At 69.9% G+C, this 16309-nt stretch carries 20 protein-coding genes; 13 read left to right on the forward strand and 7 right to left on the reverse strand.

Annotated elements, in window-relative coordinates; translation table 11 throughout:
• Positions 1-71 precede the first annotated feature (71 nt).
• Together msrB and ISN75_RS05725 are read right to left on the reverse strand one after the other, a co-directional pair.
• On the reverse strand, positions 72-689 hold the full coding sequence (gene msrB / locus ISN75_RS05720; protein WP_343821426.1) for a peptide-methionine (R)-S-oxide reductase MsrB: 618 nt from the start codon (positions 687-689) through the stop codon (positions 72-74).
• 29 nt (positions 690-718) lie between these two features.
• Positions 719-2440, reverse strand: coding sequence for a cytochrome c biogenesis protein DipZ (locus ISN75_RS05725; RefSeq protein ID WP_343821424.1), 1722 nt, complete (start codon positions 2438-2440; stop codon positions 719-721).
• Positions 2441-2712: 272 nt separating this feature from the next.
• Between ISN75_RS05725 and ISN75_RS05730 the strand changes: the two genes are divergently transcribed.
• The 8 genes from ISN75_RS05730 to ISN75_RS05765 all read left to right on the forward strand — a co-directional run bounded on the left by ISN75_RS05730 (position 2713) and on the right by ISN75_RS05765 (position 8054).
• The gene (locus ISN75_RS05730; protein ID WP_246866831.1) at positions 2713-3237 is read left to right on the forward strand and encodes a sigma-70 family RNA polymerase sigma factor; all 525 of its coding nucleotides are present in this window, start codon (positions 2713-2715) and stop codon (positions 3235-3237) included.
• Positions 3238-3242: 5 nt separating this feature from the next.
• Positions 3243-3896 (forward strand): NrsF family protein, encoded by a 654-nt coding sequence (locus tag ISN75_RS05735; protein ID WP_168649450.1) that lies wholly within the window; start codon positions 3243-3245, stop codon positions 3894-3896.
• Positions 3897-4447: 551 nt separating this feature from the next.
• A complete protein-coding gene (locus ISN75_RS05740) occupies positions 4448-4726 on the forward strand; it encodes a hypothetical protein (RefSeq protein WP_167257969.1) in 279 nt (92 codons plus the stop codon).
• Between the two features lie 118 nt (positions 4727-4844).
• On the forward strand, positions 4845-5912 hold the full coding sequence (locus ISN75_RS05745) for an NAD(P)H-dependent flavin oxidoreductase (RefSeq protein ID WP_167257971.1): 1068 nt from the start codon (positions 4845-4847) through the stop codon (positions 5910-5912).
• A 105-nt stretch (positions 5913-6017) separates the two neighbouring features.
• Positions 6018-6407, forward strand: coding sequence for a ribosome silencing factor (rsfS, locus tag ISN75_RS05750; protein ID WP_167257973.1), 390 nt, complete (start codon positions 6018-6020; stop codon positions 6405-6407).
• Positions 6408-6495: 88 nt separating this feature from the next.
• Positions 6496-6966 carry a 23S rRNA (pseudouridine(1915)-N(3))-methyltransferase RlmH gene (gene rlmH / locus ISN75_RS05755; protein WP_167257975.1) on the forward strand — a complete coding sequence of 157 codons (471 nt, stop codon included), beginning with the start codon at positions 6496-6498 and terminating at the stop codon, positions 6964-6966.
• 63 nt (positions 6967-7029) lie between these two features.
• The gene (locus ISN75_RS05760) at positions 7030-7482 is read left to right on the forward strand and encodes a GNAT family N-acetyltransferase (protein WP_343821420.1); all 453 of its coding nucleotides are present in this window, start codon (positions 7030-7032) and stop codon (positions 7480-7482) included.
• An 11-nt stretch (positions 7483-7493) separates the two neighbouring features.
• Positions 7494-8054 carry a Maf family protein gene (locus ISN75_RS05765; protein WP_343821418.1) on the forward strand — a complete coding sequence of 187 codons (561 nt, stop codon included), beginning with the start codon at positions 7494-7496 and terminating at the stop codon, positions 8052-8054.
• A 99-nt stretch (positions 8055-8153) separates the two neighbouring features.
• Here the strand turns inward: ISN75_RS05765 and ISN75_RS05770 are convergent, their stop codons facing one another.
• Positions 8154-8945 carry a type II CAAX endopeptidase family protein gene (locus ISN75_RS05770; protein ID WP_343821417.1) on the reverse strand — a complete coding sequence of 264 codons (792 nt, stop codon included), beginning with the start codon at positions 8943-8945 and terminating at the stop codon, positions 8154-8156.
• A gap of 204 nt (positions 8946-9149) precedes the next feature.
• Between ISN75_RS05770 and ISN75_RS05775 the strand changes: the two genes are divergently transcribed.
• Positions 9150-10703 (forward strand): TerC family protein, encoded by a 1554-nt coding sequence (locus ISN75_RS05775; RefSeq protein ID WP_167257983.1) that lies wholly within the window; start codon positions 9150-9152, stop codon positions 10701-10703.
• Positions 10704-10706: 3 nt separating this feature from the next.
• Here the strand turns inward: ISN75_RS05775 and ISN75_RS05780 are convergent, their stop codons facing one another.
• Positions 10707-11102 (reverse strand): MAPEG family protein, encoded by a 396-nt coding sequence (locus ISN75_RS05780; protein ID WP_167257985.1) that lies wholly within the window; start codon positions 11100-11102, stop codon positions 10707-10709.
• A gap of 167 nt (positions 11103-11269) precedes the next feature.
• Between ISN75_RS05780 and ypfJ the strand changes: the two genes are divergently transcribed.
• Entirely contained in the window at positions 11270-12133 is an 864-nt protein-coding gene (gene ypfJ / locus ISN75_RS05785) for a KPN_02809 family neutral zinc metallopeptidase (RefSeq protein WP_167257987.1), read from the forward strand.
• Between the two features lie 180 nt (positions 12134-12313).
• Complete coding sequence (locus ISN75_RS05790) at positions 12314-12673, forward strand: YkgJ family cysteine cluster protein (RefSeq protein WP_167257988.1); 360 nt, start codon at positions 12314-12316, stop codon at positions 12671-12673.
• Positions 12674-12695: 22 nt separating this feature from the next.
• Here ISN75_RS05790 and ISN75_RS05795 read toward each other — a convergent pair whose 3' ends face one another.
• Both ISN75_RS05795 and ISN75_RS05800 read right to left on the reverse strand, forming a co-directional pair.
• Positions 12696-13445, reverse strand: coding sequence for an anti-sigma factor family protein (locus ISN75_RS05795; protein WP_423385136.1), 750 nt, complete (start codon positions 13443-13445; stop codon positions 12696-12698).
• Positions 13432-14004: a sigma-70 family RNA polymerase sigma factor gene (locus ISN75_RS05800; protein ID WP_343821931.1), complete on the reverse strand. Its 573-nt coding sequence runs from the start codon at positions 14002-14004 to the stop codon at positions 13432-13434. The genes ISN75_RS05795 and ISN75_RS05800 overlap by 14 nt, the downstream gene beginning before the upstream one ends.
• A 143-nt stretch (positions 14005-14147) precedes the next feature.
• On the opposite strand from ISN75_RS05800, the gene ISN75_RS05805 reads away from it, so the two are divergent.
• Both ISN75_RS05805 and ISN75_RS05810 read left to right on the forward strand, forming a co-directional pair.
• Positions 14148-15101: a metallophosphoesterase family protein gene (locus ISN75_RS05805; protein WP_343821928.1), complete on the forward strand. Its 954-nt coding sequence runs from the start codon at positions 14148-14150 to the stop codon at positions 15099-15101.
• Positions 15098-15436, forward strand: coding sequence for a cupredoxin domain-containing protein (locus tag ISN75_RS05810; RefSeq protein ID WP_167257996.1), 339 nt, complete (start codon positions 15098-15100; stop codon positions 15434-15436). Before ISN75_RS05805 ends, ISN75_RS05810 begins: the two co-directional genes overlap by 4 nt.
• Here ISN75_RS05810 and ISN75_RS05815 read toward each other — a convergent pair.
• Positions 15423-16211 carry a class III extradiol ring-cleavage dioxygenase gene (locus ISN75_RS05815; RefSeq protein WP_343821925.1) on the reverse strand — a complete coding sequence of 263 codons (789 nt, stop codon included), beginning with the start codon at positions 16209-16211 and terminating at the stop codon, positions 15423-15425. The genes ISN75_RS05810 and ISN75_RS05815 overlap by 14 nt on opposite strands.
• Positions 16212-16309: the final 98 nt, after the last annotated feature.

Consider the following 16309-nt stretch of genomic DNA (forward strand, 5'->3'; position numbering starts at 1 on the left):
ACACTTCTCCCTCTCCCCTCCGGGGAGAGGGCAGGGTGAGGGGCCGGGCGGAGCGTGACGCTCGAATAACCTCAAGCCCCGCGCGGCACAAACCTCAGCGCCACTGAATTCATGCAGTAACGAAGGCCGGTGGGGCGCGGGCCGTCGGTGAATACATGGCCGAGATGGCTATCGCACCCGGCGCAATTCACCTTGGTGCGTACCATGCCGAGGCTGTAGTCGTTGCTCTCGATGATGTTCGCCTTGGCGATCGGTTGCCAGAAGCTTGGCCAGCCGGTGCCGGAGTCGAATTTGGTGGAGGCGTCGAACAATGCCGTGTCGCAGCCGGGGCAGCGGAACAGGCCTTTGGCGTGCAGGTTCCAGTGTTGGCCGCTGAAGGGACGCTCGGTGGCTTCGCGGCGCATCACGTCGAAGGCGTCGGCGGAGAGGCGTTGGCGCCATTGCGTGTCGGTGAGCACCAGCTTCTGCACGTGGCAGGGGCCGAGGTGGCGGCCGTCGGTGTCGGCGAAGCATTCGAGCAGGAGGTCTTTGCCGGTGGCGGTGGGCGCGGCGGAGGCAGTGGCGATCGGAGAGGGGCCGCGGGGCCAGAGCAGGGTGCCGAGGGCGGCGGCGCCGCCGCCGAGCGCCAGGAGGCGGAGGAAGGAGCGGCGCTGGTCGTTTTGCAGTTGGCGGATCGTGCGGGTGCTCATGGGGAACCTCGACGGGGGGATCGAAGCGATCAACCGAAAGTGAAGGCGTAGGCGCGTACGTTCGGATCGAGGAACTCGATCTCGAACTGGCGCTCGCCGGTGCCTTGTGCCTGGCGCACCAGCTGGTACAGGCGTTGCGTGGTGACGGTGCCGTTGCCGCCGGCGTCGGTGTCCATGCCGTGGTCGGCGCCGGGGGCCTGGCCGTCGATGCGCACGCGGAAGCGCACGGGCTTGCCGTCGGCGCCGGGGCCCAGCACCAGGTGCAGGTCGCGGCCGCGGAAGCGGTAGACGATGCGGCCGCCGGCCGCGGCGAGCTGCGCGTCTTCGGAGGCTACGGTCCAGTCGCCGCCGAACGACCATTGATTGGCGCGCAGCGTGGCGGGCACGCGGTAGGTCTCGCGGTCGTTGCGGATCAGCGGGCCGCCGACGAAGTTCTGCGCGCGCGCATAGCCCACGTAGGTTTCCGGCGAGCGGTCGGCGGCTTTCGAATCGGCGGCTTCGGCGCCCTTGGCATCGGGCTGCACATAGCCGGTGGGCAAGTCTTTCTGGCCCGCTTCGGTAAGCAGCTGGCGGATCACGTCCTCGCTCTGCGCATAGCCGCCTTCGCCGAAATGGTGGTGGCGGATACGGCCCTGCGTGTCGATGAAGTAATGCGCGGGCCAGTAGCGGTTGTTGAAGCCCTGCCAGATCGCGTAGTCGTTATCCAGCGCGACCGGATAATCCACGCCCAGGTCCTTCACCGCGCGCTGCACATTGCCCAGGTCTTTCTCGAAGGCGAACTCCGGCGCGTGCACACCGAGTATCACCAGGCCGTGGTCCTTGTACTTGTCGGCCCAGGCGCGCACGTAGGGCAGGGCGCGGATGCAGTTGATGCAGGAGTAGGTCCAGAAATCCACCAGCACCACCTTGCCGCGCAGCGAGGCCGTGGTGAGCGGCGCGCTGTTGATCCAGGCGGTGGCGCCGGCCAGCGAAGGCAGTTCGCCTTCCACCGGCAGCGCTTCGCCGGCCTTGCGTTCCGGCTGCGGCGCGGGCGGCGGCGTCACGGCGTCGACCAGCTTCTGCTCGATGCCGCCGGTGCTCGCCAGCGACACGCGGGTAAGCACGCCGGTATCCAGTCCCAAGCCGATCGCCGCCACGCCGGCCAGCACCAGCACACCGAGCACGCGCCGCACCCATTCGCCGGCACCGAGCGAGCGCTTCATCAGCGCGAACACCTTGCCGCCGACCAGCAGCGCCAGCGCCAGCGACGTGGCCGCGCCGGCCGAATAGGTGAGCAGCAGCAGGGTGGTCTGTACGCTGGCGCCGTTGAGCGCGGCGCCGGTGAGCAGCAGGCCCAGGATCGGACCGGCGCACGGCGCCCACAGCAGGCCGGTGGCGACGCCCAGGCCGGCGGCGGACAGCGCCGAGCCTTCGTCGCGGTCCGCGCGCTGCGTCAGGCGATTGCCCAGCGCCACGAACGGGCGCGCGATCCATTCGGCCACGCGCGGCGACAGCAAGGTGAGGCCCAGCACCGCCAGCACCACCAGGGCCACCCAGCGCCCGTACTGGTTGGCGCGCACCGCCCAGCCGCCGCCGACCGCGGCCAGCGTGGCGACCAGGGCGAAGGTCAGCGCCATGCCCAGCAGCATCGGCAGGCCGTTGCGCAGGAACGGGCGGTCGGCGCGGGCGAACACGAAGGGCAGCACCGGCAGGATGCACGGGCTGAGGATGGTCAGCACGCCGCCGAGATAGGCCAGGATGAGCACGAGCATGGAAGGAAGTCCGCAAGCAGGTTGATGGGCTATTCGGAATGGAACGCGGGAGAGTTACCTCGCAGGGAGATTTTTCACTGCGGGTAACCCTGCGCAGGCTTCGCGCGAATAACGGCGGAACCCCCAGCCGCGAGCCGGCCATGCATGCGAGCTTGACCGCGGACGGCGCCTTGGGTCTAGATGGCGTATTCCGCCGTCCGGATCCACGCGCCGCCTTGTCCGCTACCCCCGCCAGCGCCCAGCAGGAAGCCGACCAGCGCCGCGCCGCGTGGATGGCGGCCGCGCAGGCCGGCGACCGCCGCGCCTACGAGCGCGTGCTGGCCGATTCGCTGCCGCTGATCCGCGCCGCCGCGCGGCGGCAGGGCGTGGCCACCGACAACATCGACGACGTGGTGCAGGAAACCCTGCTCACCGTGCACCGGGTGCGCCACACCTACGATCCGTCGCGTTCGTACGACGCCTGGATCACCGCCATCGCCTCGCGCCGCGCCATCGATGCGCTGCGCAGCCACGGCCGCCGCGACCGCCGCGAGCTGCACGACGAGCAGGTGCTCGACATGCAGACCGACCACGCCGACGCCGCGCGCGACACCGAACGCGAGCAGGAGGCACGGCGCCTGCGCGCGGCCATCGCCACCTTGCCGCCGGGCCAGCGCGAGGCGGTGGAACAGCTGGCCCTGCGCGAACGCTCGCTGGCCGAGGCGGCCGAGCACACCGGCCGCAATGCCGGCGCGCTGAAGGTCAACCTGCATCGCGCGCTGAAGGCGCTGCGCAACCGCTTCCACGGAGACTCCTGAGCACCATGTCCGAACCGAGCAACCACCACCGCCTGATCGACGCGCTCGGCGCCGAGCTGGTGCCGGTGCGCCGCCTGCCGCCGCCGTGGCGGCGCGCGGCCGGGTGGCTGCTGGTGGTGGCGGCCATCGCGGCGGTGCTGTTCGTGCACTACGGCAGCGGCGGCATGCTGCGCCGCTGGGCGGGCGCGCCGGATCTGGCCTGGGCCGGCGTCGGCGCGGTGCTCACCGCGGCCACCGCCGCCTGGGCCGCGTTCGCGCTCGGCGTGCCGGGGCGCAGCGCGCGCTGGGCCTGGCTGCCGGTTGCGCCGGCGCTGCTGTGGGTGGGGGCCAGCGGACTGGGCTGCCTGCGCGACTGGATCGCGCCGGGCACCGTGGTGGCCGGGCCGCATCAGCCGATCGGCTGCCTGCAATTCATCATCGCCTTCTCGGTGCCGCTGTCGGCGCTGCTGATCTGGCTGCTGCGCCGCGCCTGCCCGCTACGGCCGGTGCTCACCGCCGTACTGATCGGGCTGGCCAGCGCGGCGGCCTCCGCCAGCCTGCTGGAGATCTGCCACGAGTTCGACGCGGCGGCCTCGGATCTGCTCACCCATGCGCTGGCCGTGGTGGCGGTGATCGCCGTCAATGCCGCCATGGGCGGGCGCCTGCTGCGTTCGCGCTGAGTTTTTCTTCACGCGGATCGTCAGGTTCGCGAAAGACGCAGAAACTTTCGTTTCTCTGGTGCGTCGCAACGCTGAATGCGCCAGGCGTTCGGCCGCCATTCCGCCGCATCGGGGCGAGCAGAACGCGAAAGCCCATTGCAGCGGTGTTCGCGCCGGTGGCTGTCCCGGCCATGTTGGTTTGCTCCGGATCGAGCCCCGCTCTGCGCATCGCAACACGCCGTGCGCAGACACGCCGCGAGACGGTATTGACGCTGAACAGCGCGGTTTTTTTTCGCGAAGCTCGTGTGAGCCGTCGAGCTAGGCTAGCCCGCGTCGGCGGCGCTGGAGGGGGCGCTGCCGCGGCGTCTCGCGCGGGGCCGTTGTGCACCGACCCGCCACAGACGCAGCGAGCCCGCCGCCGGTCGATGCCGGCAGCGGTACCGCCGGGGCGGCCCGGGAGGGGGGCCGCCCCGGCTCTTTCGACAGCAGTTGAGTTGAGCGACATCTTCAAAAGTTTTGGGGAAGCGCGGTTCGCGCCGCACGACATTCACCGACTTAAGGAGTACGCATCCATGAAAGTTTCCCGTTACGCCGTCCTCGGTCTTTCTCTCGCACTCGCTGTCGGCATCGGCCAGGCCAGCGCGCAGGAAACCACCCCCGCGTCGTCTTCGTCCTCGGCGATGAAGTCCGACATGCATATGAAGAAAGACTCCATGAAGTCCAACGACATGAAGTCCAACGACTCGATGAGCTCCGGCGATTCGATGAAGTCCGACGCCGCGGCCAAGCCGCATCACAAGAAAGGCCATAAAAAAGCGGCCGAGCCGGCTGCGGCCAGCAGCTCGCATTGATAAATCGTTCGCACTGATCGAACCGTAGCGTTTTTAACCACGGCCTCCGCTGGCAACAGCGGGGGCCGTCGTGTTTTCCATGGTGTAATACGCGGGTTTCGCTTTGCGGAGAAACGCCATGGCTCCCTCCTTCGTCGCGCGGCTCGGCATCGAGCATCCGCTGATCCAGGCGCCGATGTCCGGCTCCACCACGCCGGCCCTGGCCGCCGCAGTGTCCAATGCGGGCGCGCTGGGTTCGCTGGGCGCGGGTTATCTGGAACCGCAGGCCATCCTCGACCAGGCCGACGAAGTGCGCACGCTCAGCGACAAGCCGTTCGGGCTCAACCTGTTCGTGCTGCCGGAAAGCTTCGAGGTGGACATGGCGGCGGTCGATCATGCGCGCCGCGCGCTCGACGCCTTGATGGAGCGCGAAGGCCTGGCCGTGCGCACCGCGATTCCCGCGCGCTGGGCGCCGTCCTTCCACGACCAGTTCGCCGCGCTGTGCGAGGCGCGCCCCGCGGTGGCCAGCTTCGCCTTCGACCTGCTCAGCGTGGCGCAGGTGCGCCAGCTCAAGCAGCTCGGCATCGTGGTGGTGGGCACCGCCACCACGGTGGACGAGGCGCGCGCCTGGGAAGAACGCGGCGCCGACGCGGTGAGCCTGCAGAGCGCGGAAGCCGGCGGCCATCGCGGCACGTTCCTGCACGACGCGCAGGACGGCATGATCGGCCTGTTCGCCCTGCTGCCGCTGGCCCGGCGCGCGGTGAAGATCCCGCTGATCGCCGCGGGCGGCATCATGGACGGGCGCGGCATGCTCGCCGCCGAAGTGCTGGGCGCCGCCGCCAGCCAGCTCGGCACCGCCTTCCTGGCCTGCCCGGAATGCGGCGCGGCGGAGGGCTGGAAGCGCGACCTGCCGGCCTCGGCCGAGCACGAGGTCACCACCATCACTACCTTTTCCGGCCGCGCCGCGCGCGGTCTGCGCAACACGTACGTAAAGGCCATGGCAGGCATCGCGGCCGGCCTGCCGGCTTATCCGGTGACCAACGCGCTGACCTCGCCGCTGCGCAAGGCGGCGGTCGCCGCGGGGCGCGCCGACCTCACCAACGAATGGTGCGGGCAGGGTGCCGGGCTGTCGCGCGCCATGCCGGCCGCGGAACTGGTCGCCGTGCTGATGGACGAGTACGCCCAGGCGCGGCGTGCCTTCGACTAGGGCAAACCCCAGGCTTGACGCGGCTTCCCGGGCGGGGCGGTATACTGCGCCCGCGCCTCCGCCCAATGCGTGGGGCGCGCCGATCCGCATCGAGGGCACGCCCACTTGAGTCAGACTTCCCAGCGCAACAAGGCGGCCGACACCGCCACCCTCCGCAAGCACGTCATCGACGCGCTTGAAGAACTGAAAGCCAAGGACATCCGCGAAATCGACGTCCGCGGCAAAACCTCCATCGCCGACCTGCTGGTCATCGCCTCCGGCACTTCCGCGCGCCACGTCAAATCCATTGCCGACGAAGTGGTCAAGTTCGCCAAGAAGGCGGGCGTGATGCCGATCGGCGTGGAAGGCGAGCAGGAAGCCGAATGGGTCCTGGTGGACCTGGGCGACGTGATCGTCCACGTGATGCTGCCGCGCATCCGCGAGTTCTACGGCCTCGAGCGGCTGTGGACCGTGGGCGACCGCGAGCAGGACAGCCAGGCCGTCGGCGCGGGCTGAGCGCCCGCGCCAGGTTGGCTCCGCGCGGCACCGGCGACGGTGCGCGCCATAGCTTCGTCACCTCTTTTTTCCCGATGGTCTTCCGCTTATGCGCGCCCGCCTGATCGCCGTCGGCGAACGCATGCCCGCCTGGGTCGCCGAGGGCTTCGCCGAATACCGCAAGCGCCTTTCGCACGAGCTGCCGCTGGAGCTGGTCGAGCTCAAGCCCGGTGTGCGCGGCAAGGGGCGCGACGACGCGCGCGCGATCCAGGACGAAGGCGCCGCCATCCTTGCGGCGCTGCCGCGCGACATCCACGTGATTGCGCTGGACGGGCGCGGCAAGACCTGGTCCAGCGAGGAACTCGCCGCCCAGCTGGCGAAGTGGCGCATGTCCGGCCGCGATCTCGCATTCCTGATCGGCGGGCCGGACGGCCATGCGCCGGAGGTGCTGGCGCGTGCGGACCAGAGCTGGTCGCTCGGTCCGCTCACCTTGCCGCACATGCTGGTGCGGCTGGTGCTGGCGGAGCAGCTGTATCGCGCCACCACCTTGCTGGCGGGGCATCCCTACCACCGCGCCTGACCGTGCTGTTCGAGCGTGCGGCCTTGCTATGCTCGCCGCACTTTTCCCGCGGCGGGTCATTCCATGTCCATCATCGTGCGGCAGGCCACCATCCATGATCTCGACGTTGTCGCGCCGCTGTTCGACGCGTATCGCCAGTTCTATGCGCAGCCGGCCGATCTCGCGCTGTCGCGCCGCTTCCTGGCCGAGCGTTTCCAGCATGCGGAGTCGGTGATCCTGCTGGCCTTGAATGAAGCGGACGGCGAGGGCGTGGGCTTTACCCAGCTCTATCCGCTGTTTTCCTCGGTGCGCGCCACGCGCCGCTATCTGCTCAACGATCTGTTCGTCACGCCCGCCAGGCGCCGCTTCGGCGTGGCCGCCGCGCTGCTGCACGCGGCTACCGCGCATGCGCGCGCGATGGGCGTGGCCGGCATGTCGCTGTCCACCGCCAACGACAATGTGGCGGCGCAGCGCTTGTACGAATCGATGGGCTGGGAGCTGGAGCAGGGCTTCCGCGAGTACCACCTCACGCTGTGAAAGGAACCCCGATGCTTTATCTCGCCTCGCAATCGCCGCGCCGCCGCCAGCTGCTGGAGCAGATCGGCGTGGCGTTCCAGCCGGTGGATGTGGACGTGCCGGAACGCCGCGCGCCCGGCGAATCGCCGCTGGACTACGTCAGCCGCGTCGCGCGCGACAAGGCGCAGGCGGGCCGCGCGGGGCTGCCGCAGGATGCGCTGGTACTGAGCGCGGACACCGAAGTGGTGCTCGACGACGAAGTCTTCGGCAAGCCCGCCGACGCCGCCGACGCCGGCGCCATGCTGCGCCGCCTGTCCGGCCGCACGCACGAAACCATCTCGGTGGTGTGGGCCGTGCAGGGCGAGCGCGCGGAAAGCGCTACCAGCATTTCCCGCGTGCGCTTCGCCGCGCTCAGCGACGAAGACATCGCCGCCTACGTCGCCAGCGGCGAACCGTTCGGCCGCGCCGGCGCGTATGCGATCCAGGGCCTGGGTGCCACGCTGATCGAGCATCTGGAAGGCAGCTACACCGGCGTGATGGGCCTGCCGGTGTTCGAGACCGCGCGCCTGCTGCGGCGTTTCGGCGTGGCGTAGCGGCGCAGGTTGGGGTGAGCCGCAGGCGAACCCCAACACCGCCACATTCGAGCGCAACGCAACGTTGGGGTTCGCCTGCGGCTCACCCCAACCTACGATTTACGACCCGGTCACCAGGAACCACGACACCACTGCCAGCGCATTGTTGACGCCATGCGCCAGCACCGCCGGCCACACCGAACCCGAAGCCAGCCGCAGCCACGCCAGCACCATGCCCAGCACCAGCAGGTTGGGCAGGGCGTACCAGAGGAAGCCGAGGTCCGGCAGGTGCACGCAGGCGAACAGCGCGGCGGTGATGAACATCGCCACGCCCGGCGGCGCGTAGCGCAGCGCTGACGAAAACAGCACGCCGCGGAACAGCAGTTCTTCCACCAGCGGACCCACCGTCACCACCAGCAGGGCCAGCGGAAAGCGCAGCAGGGGCGAGGCGGCGGCGCCGAGCTGCTTGATGTCCTGGCTCACTTCGTGGCCCTGCGCGAACCACTGCGTGAGCAGGCCGCCGAGAAACGGCAGCATCAGGCCGAGCGCGAAGGCCAGCGCGTAATAGCCGGGCTGCGCGGGCGCGGCGAAACCGAAGCCGGGTGGCGCCGGCAGCGGCCATAGCGCGGGCCAGCGGCGGCGCGCCAGCAGCAGGGTCACGCTGGCGGTGATCAGCAGGGTGAGGATCACCATCAGCGCGTTGACGTCCGGCTGCACCAGCCACTGCTGGATTTGCGCCAGCGCCTCGCCATGGCGGAAGCCGTGCAGCAGGCCGACGGTCAGCCCGACCAGCAGCCCCACCACCGCGCCCACCAGGTATTGCAGCAGGAAGTACAGCGCGATCAGGCCCAGCGCGGCCCACAAGCTGGGCGCGGCGGGCGTGAAGGCGGAGTCGAGGCGGGGAGCTTCCATCGGGTTCATCCTGTGCGGGTGGCGTGGCTGCAAGCCCGAAGTCCAGGCCTGGCCCTTCCCCATCTCCCTGACCGTTGCCGACGCGCCCACGCTAATCGCCGCCGCCGCGGCCGCGCAATCCTGCCCTTCGTCATGGTCGCTGCGGATACGGCCTGTATAGTGGCGAGGTTCATACGGAGGAAGCAGGCGTCCAGGCGCCGACCCATGTTCGCATTCGATTGGCTGGCCGACCCCACTGCCTGGGCCGGTCTCCTCACCCTGGTGGTGCTGGAGATCGTGCTGGGTATCGACAACCTCGTGTTCATCGCGATCCTGGCCGACAAGCTGCCGCCGCAGCAGCGCGACCGGGCGCGCCTGATGGGCCTGGGCCTGGCGCTGGCGATGCGGCTGGTGCTGCTGGGCGCGATGTCCTGGCTGGTCAAGCTGACCGAGCCGATCGTCTCCTGGCAGAGCTTCACGCTGTCGTGGCGCGACATCATCCTGCTGGTCGGCGGCCTGTTCCTGCTGTTCAAGGCCACGCTGGAATTGCACGAGCGCCTCGAGGGCGGCGAAGGCCACGAAGGCGGCAACCGCGCGCATGCCCGCTTCTGGCTGGTGGTGACGCAGATCGTGGTGCTGGACGCGGTGTTCTCGCTGGACTCGGTGATCACCGCGGTCGGCATGGTCGACCAGCTGTCGGTGATGATGATCGCGGTGATCGTGGCGATGATCCTGATGATCAGCGCCAGCAAGCCGCTCACCGCCTTCGTCAACGCGCGGCCGACGGTGGTGATCCTGTGCCTGTCCTTCCTGCTGATGATCGGCTTCAGCCTGGTCGCGGAAGGCTTGGGCTTCCACATTCCGAAGGGCTATCTGTACGCCGCGATCGGCTTCTCGATCATGATCGAGGTGTTCAACCAGACCATGCGGCGCAACCGCCGGCGCGCGCTGTTCAGCAGCCCGCGCAAGCTGCGCGACCGCACCGCGCGCGCGGTGCTGCGCCTGCTCGGCGCCGGCGGCGAGGAAGAGGAAGACGTGCCCAAGGCCGCCGATGCGGCCGCCGACGCGGGCATGGGCGTGTTCGGCAAGGACGAGCTGGCGATGGTGCGCGGCGTGCTCGACCTGGCGCATCGTCCGGTGCGCTCGATCATGACCCCGCGCACCGAGATCAACTGGGTCGATCCGCGCGAAAGCGCCGAGACGCTGCGCGCGGAACTGACCGCGTCCTCGCATGCGTGGCTGCCGGTGGCGGGCGACGACCTCGACCAGCTGGTCGGCGTGGCCTCCGCGCGCGACCTGCTGGCCAGCCTGCTGGAACATGGCCGCATCGAGGCCGAACAGGTGGTGCGCAAGCCGCTCACGGTGCTGGAGTCGCTCAGCGTGCTGCGCCTGATCGACGCCTTCCGCCACTCGCCGCTGCAGGTGGCCCTGGTGGTGGACGAATACGGCAGCGTGCTCGGCCTGGTCACGCCCACCGACGTGCTGGAAACCATCGCCGGCGAATTCCCCGGCGGGGACAGCGGCGACCCTTCCGCCATGCAGGAAACCAGCGGCGCCTGGCTGCTGGACGGCAGCCTGGACCTGCGCCGCGCCGAGCATCTGCTGGACCGCACGCTGAGCGGCGACGGCAGCTTCTCCACCCTGGCCGGCTACGTGCTGCAGCAGCTGGGCCGGCTGCCGCGCGAAGGCGACAGCCTGGACAGCGAAGGGCTGCGTTTCGACGTGGTGGCGATGGACGGCGCGCGCATCGAGCGGTTGCGCGTGACGCCTGCGGACTGAGGCTCAGCCCAGCAGCAGCGCCTTGCCCAGGCCGATCGCGCCCATCCCCAGCACGGCCAGCAGGCCGACCGCCGCCACGATGAAGCCGCCTTCGCGCCTGGCCGGATCGCGCAGATAACCCACCGCGTACCACACGCGCCCGAGCACCCACACCAGCCCGGCGATGCCGCTCCACAGCGGCGCGCCGTAGGTGGCGGCCAGCCACAGCGCGGGCAGGAACATCAGGGTCGATTCCAGCGTATTCATCTGTACGCGGAAGGCGCGCTCGAACAGCGGATGCCCGCTGGTGGCGGGCGCCTTCACGCCGTACAGCGCACGGGCGCGGCCCACGGCGTAGGCGGTGCCGCACTGGAGCAGCACGGTAAGCAGGACGACCACGGCAGGGAGGTGCTGGAACATGGATTCCTCGAAAAGGCTCGGCGCAGGTTGGGGTGAGCATAGCGAACCCCAACATCACATCACCGCTGACCGCACCGGTTGTTGGGGTTATCACCCCAACCTACGTGGCGTGGGCGCGCCCATGGGGTTATCGTCCGCGGCGAGCCCACGGCAGACAAGGCACTCACATGGATTGGCAGAAAGGCGAACGCAGTCAGAACGTCGACGTCGACAGCGGCGGTGGTGGCGGCCCGCGCTTCGGCGGCGGGCGTGGCTTGGGTATAGGCGGCATCGTGATCCTGGCCATCCTCGGCATGGTGTTCTTCAAGGACCCCACCGCCCTGCTCAGCCAGGTGGACCAGGGCGGCGGCCAGGTCGCCGCGCCCAGCGGGCAGCCGGCGCAGGTGGATCCGCAGCAGAAGGACTTCGTCAGCGCGATCCTCGGTTCCACCGAGAAGACCTGGGGCGACATCTTCGCAGCCAACGGCAAGCAGTACACGCAGCCGCGGCTGGTGCTGTTCAACGGCGGCGTGAACACCGCCTGCGGCGCGGCATCCACCGCGGTGGGCCCGTTCTACTGCCCCGGCGACCAGAAGGTGTACCTGGACCTGGCCTTCTTCCAGGAACTGCAGGACCGCTTCCACGCCGCCGGCGACTTCGCCCGCGCCTATGTGATCGCGCACGAAGTCGGCCACCACGTGCAGAACCTGCTGGGCGTGTTCGACCGCGCCGAGCAGGCGCGCCGGCAGGGCGCGCGCATGGAAGGCGCGGACGGCCTGTCGGTACGCCAGGAACTGCAGGCCGACTGCTTCGCCGGCGTGTGGGCGTATCACAGCCAGGAACGCCTGCACTGGCTGCAGGCGGGCGATATCGAATCGGCGCTCAACGCGGCCAGCAAGATCGGCGACGACGCCCTGCAGCAGCAGGCGCGCGGCCGCGTGGTACCGGACTCCTTCACCCACGGCACCTCGGCCCAGCGCGTGAAGTGGTTCCGCACCGGTTTCGAGAGCGGCAAGGTCGGCGCCTGCAACACCTTCGCCGGCGAGCCCTGAGGGCTGGGAGCGAGCCATAGGTTGGGGTGAGCCGAAGGCGAACCCCAACAGACCCCGCAGGCGATCGCAGCGTTGGGGTTCGCTGGCGCTCACCCCAACCTACGTCATATTCCCCCGGGCCAGCAGGCCCGTGCACAATCCCGCCGCCGCGCGCCAGGGGGTGCGCTTCGGTCAACCGCGATGAGCCATCCGTGCCAGCGCTGCGGCGCCTGCTGTGCCCACTTCCGCGTGGCTTTCCACTGGTCCGAGGCCGAGTCCTTCATGGGCGGCGCGGTGCCGTCCGAACTGACCGAGCAGATCGACCCGCACCGCCTGGCCATGCGCGGCACCCAGGCGCGCCAGCCGCATTGCGTGGCGCTGCAGGGCGCGGTGGGCGAAGCGGTGCATTGCGGTATCTACACGCAGCGGCCGTCGGTGTGCCGGGAGGTGATTCCGGCGTGGGAGTTCGGCACGCCCAGCGCGCAGTGCGACAAGGCACGGGCGGCGTATGGGCTGGCGCCGCTGACGCTGGCGGACTGGGCGGAGCCGCGGACGGCATGAGCCGGCGCGGCGCACTGACGATTCAATGCGCCGTGTTATCGAACGCCAGCGCGAACTGCTTCAGCTCACCTTCGTTGAGGTCCGACACCGCCAGGAAGCGCATGCCGCCCTGGCGCCAGTCGATCACCGTATAGCCGTGCCGCTGCGCGATCGACTGCGGAGTATCCGCGCCGTCCGCCGGCCACTGGTACAGGTTGATCGCGTGCATGCGGCGGCGATACACCAGGGCCGCGACGCTGCGTCCGCCGATCGCATCCAGCCGTCCGCCGGCCAGCGGGAAGCCTTCCCCGGCCAGTTCCTTCACCCGCGGCGCGAAATCCAGCTTGCCCTCGAACCAGGGCTTGACCGTGTGCTGGTCGGTGGAGACCACGTCCATCAGGTGCTGCGGCTGCAGCGAGCGCAGATGGCCGGAGATCGCCTCGTCGACCAGCGCGGCCGGCGCCGCACCGGGCCGCGCCAGCCACAGCCAGGCCGGCGCCGACAGCAGCAGGGCGCCGGCAAAGCCGGCCGCGGCAGCCAGGGCCAGCGGGCGGCGGCGGCGCGGCGTGGCGGCGACGGCGGGCGGCGCCTCCCACTGGCGCCGCAGCGCCTCCGGCGCGCGGCGGTACAGCTCGGGCTGGGCCAGCGCCTTGCGCAGGCGCTCGTGCTCGCGCTGCGCGGCGGCACAGGCGGGGCAGGCGGCGACGTGGCGTTCCATGTCCAAGCTTTGCGCGGCGTCCAGTTCGTCGTCGAGATAAGCGTGCAGCAGCAGGCGCGACTCATCGCAGGTCATGGCGGCGCCCCTCTTTCGGTCGATGCGTGAGTTCTTCGCGCAGTTTCTCGCGCGCCCGCGCCAGCCGCGACATCACCGTGCCCATCTTGTGGCCGGTGATGGCGGCGATTTCCTTGTACGAACACTCTTCCAACTCCCGCAGCACCAGCACCTCGCGCCAGGTTTCCGGCAGGCGCGCCAGCGCTTCCTGCAGGGCGCCCACGTCCACCGCCAGCAGGGCCACGCTTTCCGGCGACGGGCCGGGGTCGACCAGCGGATGGTGGTCATCGTCCAGCGGATCGCGCGCAAGCTCCGGCGCGTGCCTGGCGCGCAGCGTGTAGAAGGTGTTGCGCACGATCGCCAGCAGCCACACCCGCGCATCGGCGCCGTGGAAGCTGCCGAAATAGCGCAGCGCCCGCACCATCGCTTCCTGCACCACGTCTTGCGCATCGGCGTCGTTGCGGGTCAGCCAGTGGGCGAGGTTGTAGGCGGCGTCCAGGTACGGCAGCACCAGGGCCTGGAAGCGCGCGTTGGCGGCGGCTTCGGCGCGGTGCGGCGGCAGGGGCGCATCGGTGGTCATGGGGGCTTATACCTGGCTGCGCGCGACTTTATTCCCGTCGCCGAAAAGCGGGAATAGGCCGCCCGTGCCGCCGGTATTGCGAATCGCCGGGGTCGTGTCGATGCCGGCCACCAGGCCAGCCGGCCGTCCATTCGGAGCGCACCATGCGAGACCACGACGACAAACAAGACGACCAGGCGGTGCACGGCCGCCGCCAGTTCCTGCAGTGCATGGCCTGGGCCGGAGCCGGCACCTTGTGGCTGATGAAGGGCGGGGTGCTGCAGGCGCATGCCCTGGACGGCCTGGCCGGCGGCGAGGCGGCCGATGCCAGCTTCAGCTTCGTGCAGATCAGCGATTCGCATATCGGCTTCCACAAGGAACCGAACCCCGACGTGGCCGCCACGCTGCGCGCCTCGCTGGCCAAGATCAACGCACGCTCGACCAGGCCGGATTTCCTGCTGCATACCGGCGACCTCACCCACCTGTCCAAGCCGGAGGAATTCGACACGCTGTCCGGCCTGATGCAGGAAGCGAAGGCGCCGCACACCTTCTACGTGCCCGGCGAGCACGACGTGATCGGCGACAACGGCGCGGAATTCTTCCGCCGCTTCGGCCAGCGCCAGCAGTCCGGCGGCTGGTACAGCTTCGACCACCGCGGCGTGCATTTCGTCGGGCTGATCAATGTGCTGAACCTCAAGGCCGGCGGCTTCGGTTCGCTGGGCGCGGACCAGCTGGCCTGGCTGAAGCAAGACCTGGCCGGCCTGTCGGCGGAAACGCCGGTGGTGGTGTTCGCGCACATGCCGATGTGGACGGTGTATCCGCAATGGGGCTGGGGCACCGACGACAGCGCCGAAGCCATGACTTACCTGCGCCGCTTCGGTTCGGTCAGCGTGCTCAACGGGCACATCCACCAGATCCAGCAGAAGGTGGAAGGCAAGATCACCTTCTACACCGCGCGCTCCACCGCGTATCCGCAACCGGCGCCGGGCAAGGCCGACGCACCGGGGCCGTTGAAAGACATCGCGCCCGGCTCGCTGCAGACGTACCTGGGCGTGCGTGAGGTGAGCCACGTGCGCGGCAAGCAGGCGCTGGCGGTGACCGAGGAGGTGCTGGCATGAGCGGCGCGCGCGCATGGTGGCGGGCGCTGGCGCTGGGCGTGGCGGCGCTGGGCGCGGGTTCCGCGGCTGCCGCCGGCAAGCCGGCACAGGCCAAGGTCGAGATCAAGCATTTCGCCTTCGTGCCGGAGGCGCTGACGGTGAGCGCGGGCACGCGCGTGGTGTGGACCAACCGCGACGACGAGCCGCACATCGTGGTCAGCGCCGGCAACCGCTTCGCCTCGTCGAAGGCGATGGATACCGACGAGACCTATGCGACGGTGTTCGACAAGCCCGGCACCTACGCCTACTTCTGCTCGATCCACCCGCACATGGTGGGCACCATCATCGTGCGCTGAAGCGGTAGATATCCATCGCCAGGAAGCCCAGGTCGATACCCGCGTCGATGCGTTCGGCGCGGGCATCGGCACCGGCGGCGCCGAGCGCCAGGAACAGCGGCTGCAGGTGTTCGTCGGTGGGATGCGCGCGTTCGGCGAACGGTGCCTGGCGGCGGTAGTCGAGCAGGGCGTCGACGTCGCCGGCGGCGAGCTTTTCTTCGATCCAGCCGATGAACGGGCGCACGTAAGGCGCTTCGTTGTCTTCGCTGAAACCGGCGCGGAAATCGTGCAGGTTGTGGGTGATGCTGCCGGAGCCGATCACCAGCACGCCTTCTTCGCGCAGCGGCGCCAGCGCGCGGCCGACCTCGTACTGGTGGCGCGGCCCCAGCTGCGGCTGGATCGACAGCGGCACCACCGGGATATCGGCCTTCGGATAGAGCAGGCGCAGCGGCACCCAGGCGCCGTGGTCCAGGCCCTCGCGCGGGTCGAGCATGGAAGGCAGGCCGGCGCGGTCCAGCAGCTCCACCGCGCGCGCGGCCAGTGCCGGATCGCCCGGCGCGGGGTAGCGCAGTTCGTACAGTTCGCGCGGGAAGCCATGGAAGTCGTGCACGGTTTCCGGCCGCGCCGCGCCGCCCACGGTGGGCTGGCGCGCCAGCCAGTGGGCGGAGGCGATCACGATGGCGCGCGGGCGCGGCATGGCCTGGGCCAGCTCGGCCAGGCGCTCGCCGACCTGGCCCGGATGCAGGGCGGTCATCGGCGAGCCGTGGGAGATGTAGAGGCTGGGGAGGGCGGTCATGGGGACGGTCTCTGGGGGACCGTCCTAGAGTATGGGCGCTGTCGGCAGGCGGTAGCCGTGCCGATTCGGACTAAGCGTTGCTCAAGTGAAACGATGGG

The organism is Dyella marensis, from assembly GCF_049532885.1.
GTDB lineage: Bacteria > Pseudomonadota > Gammaproteobacteria > Xanthomonadales > Rhodanobacteraceae > Dyella_D > Dyella_D marensis.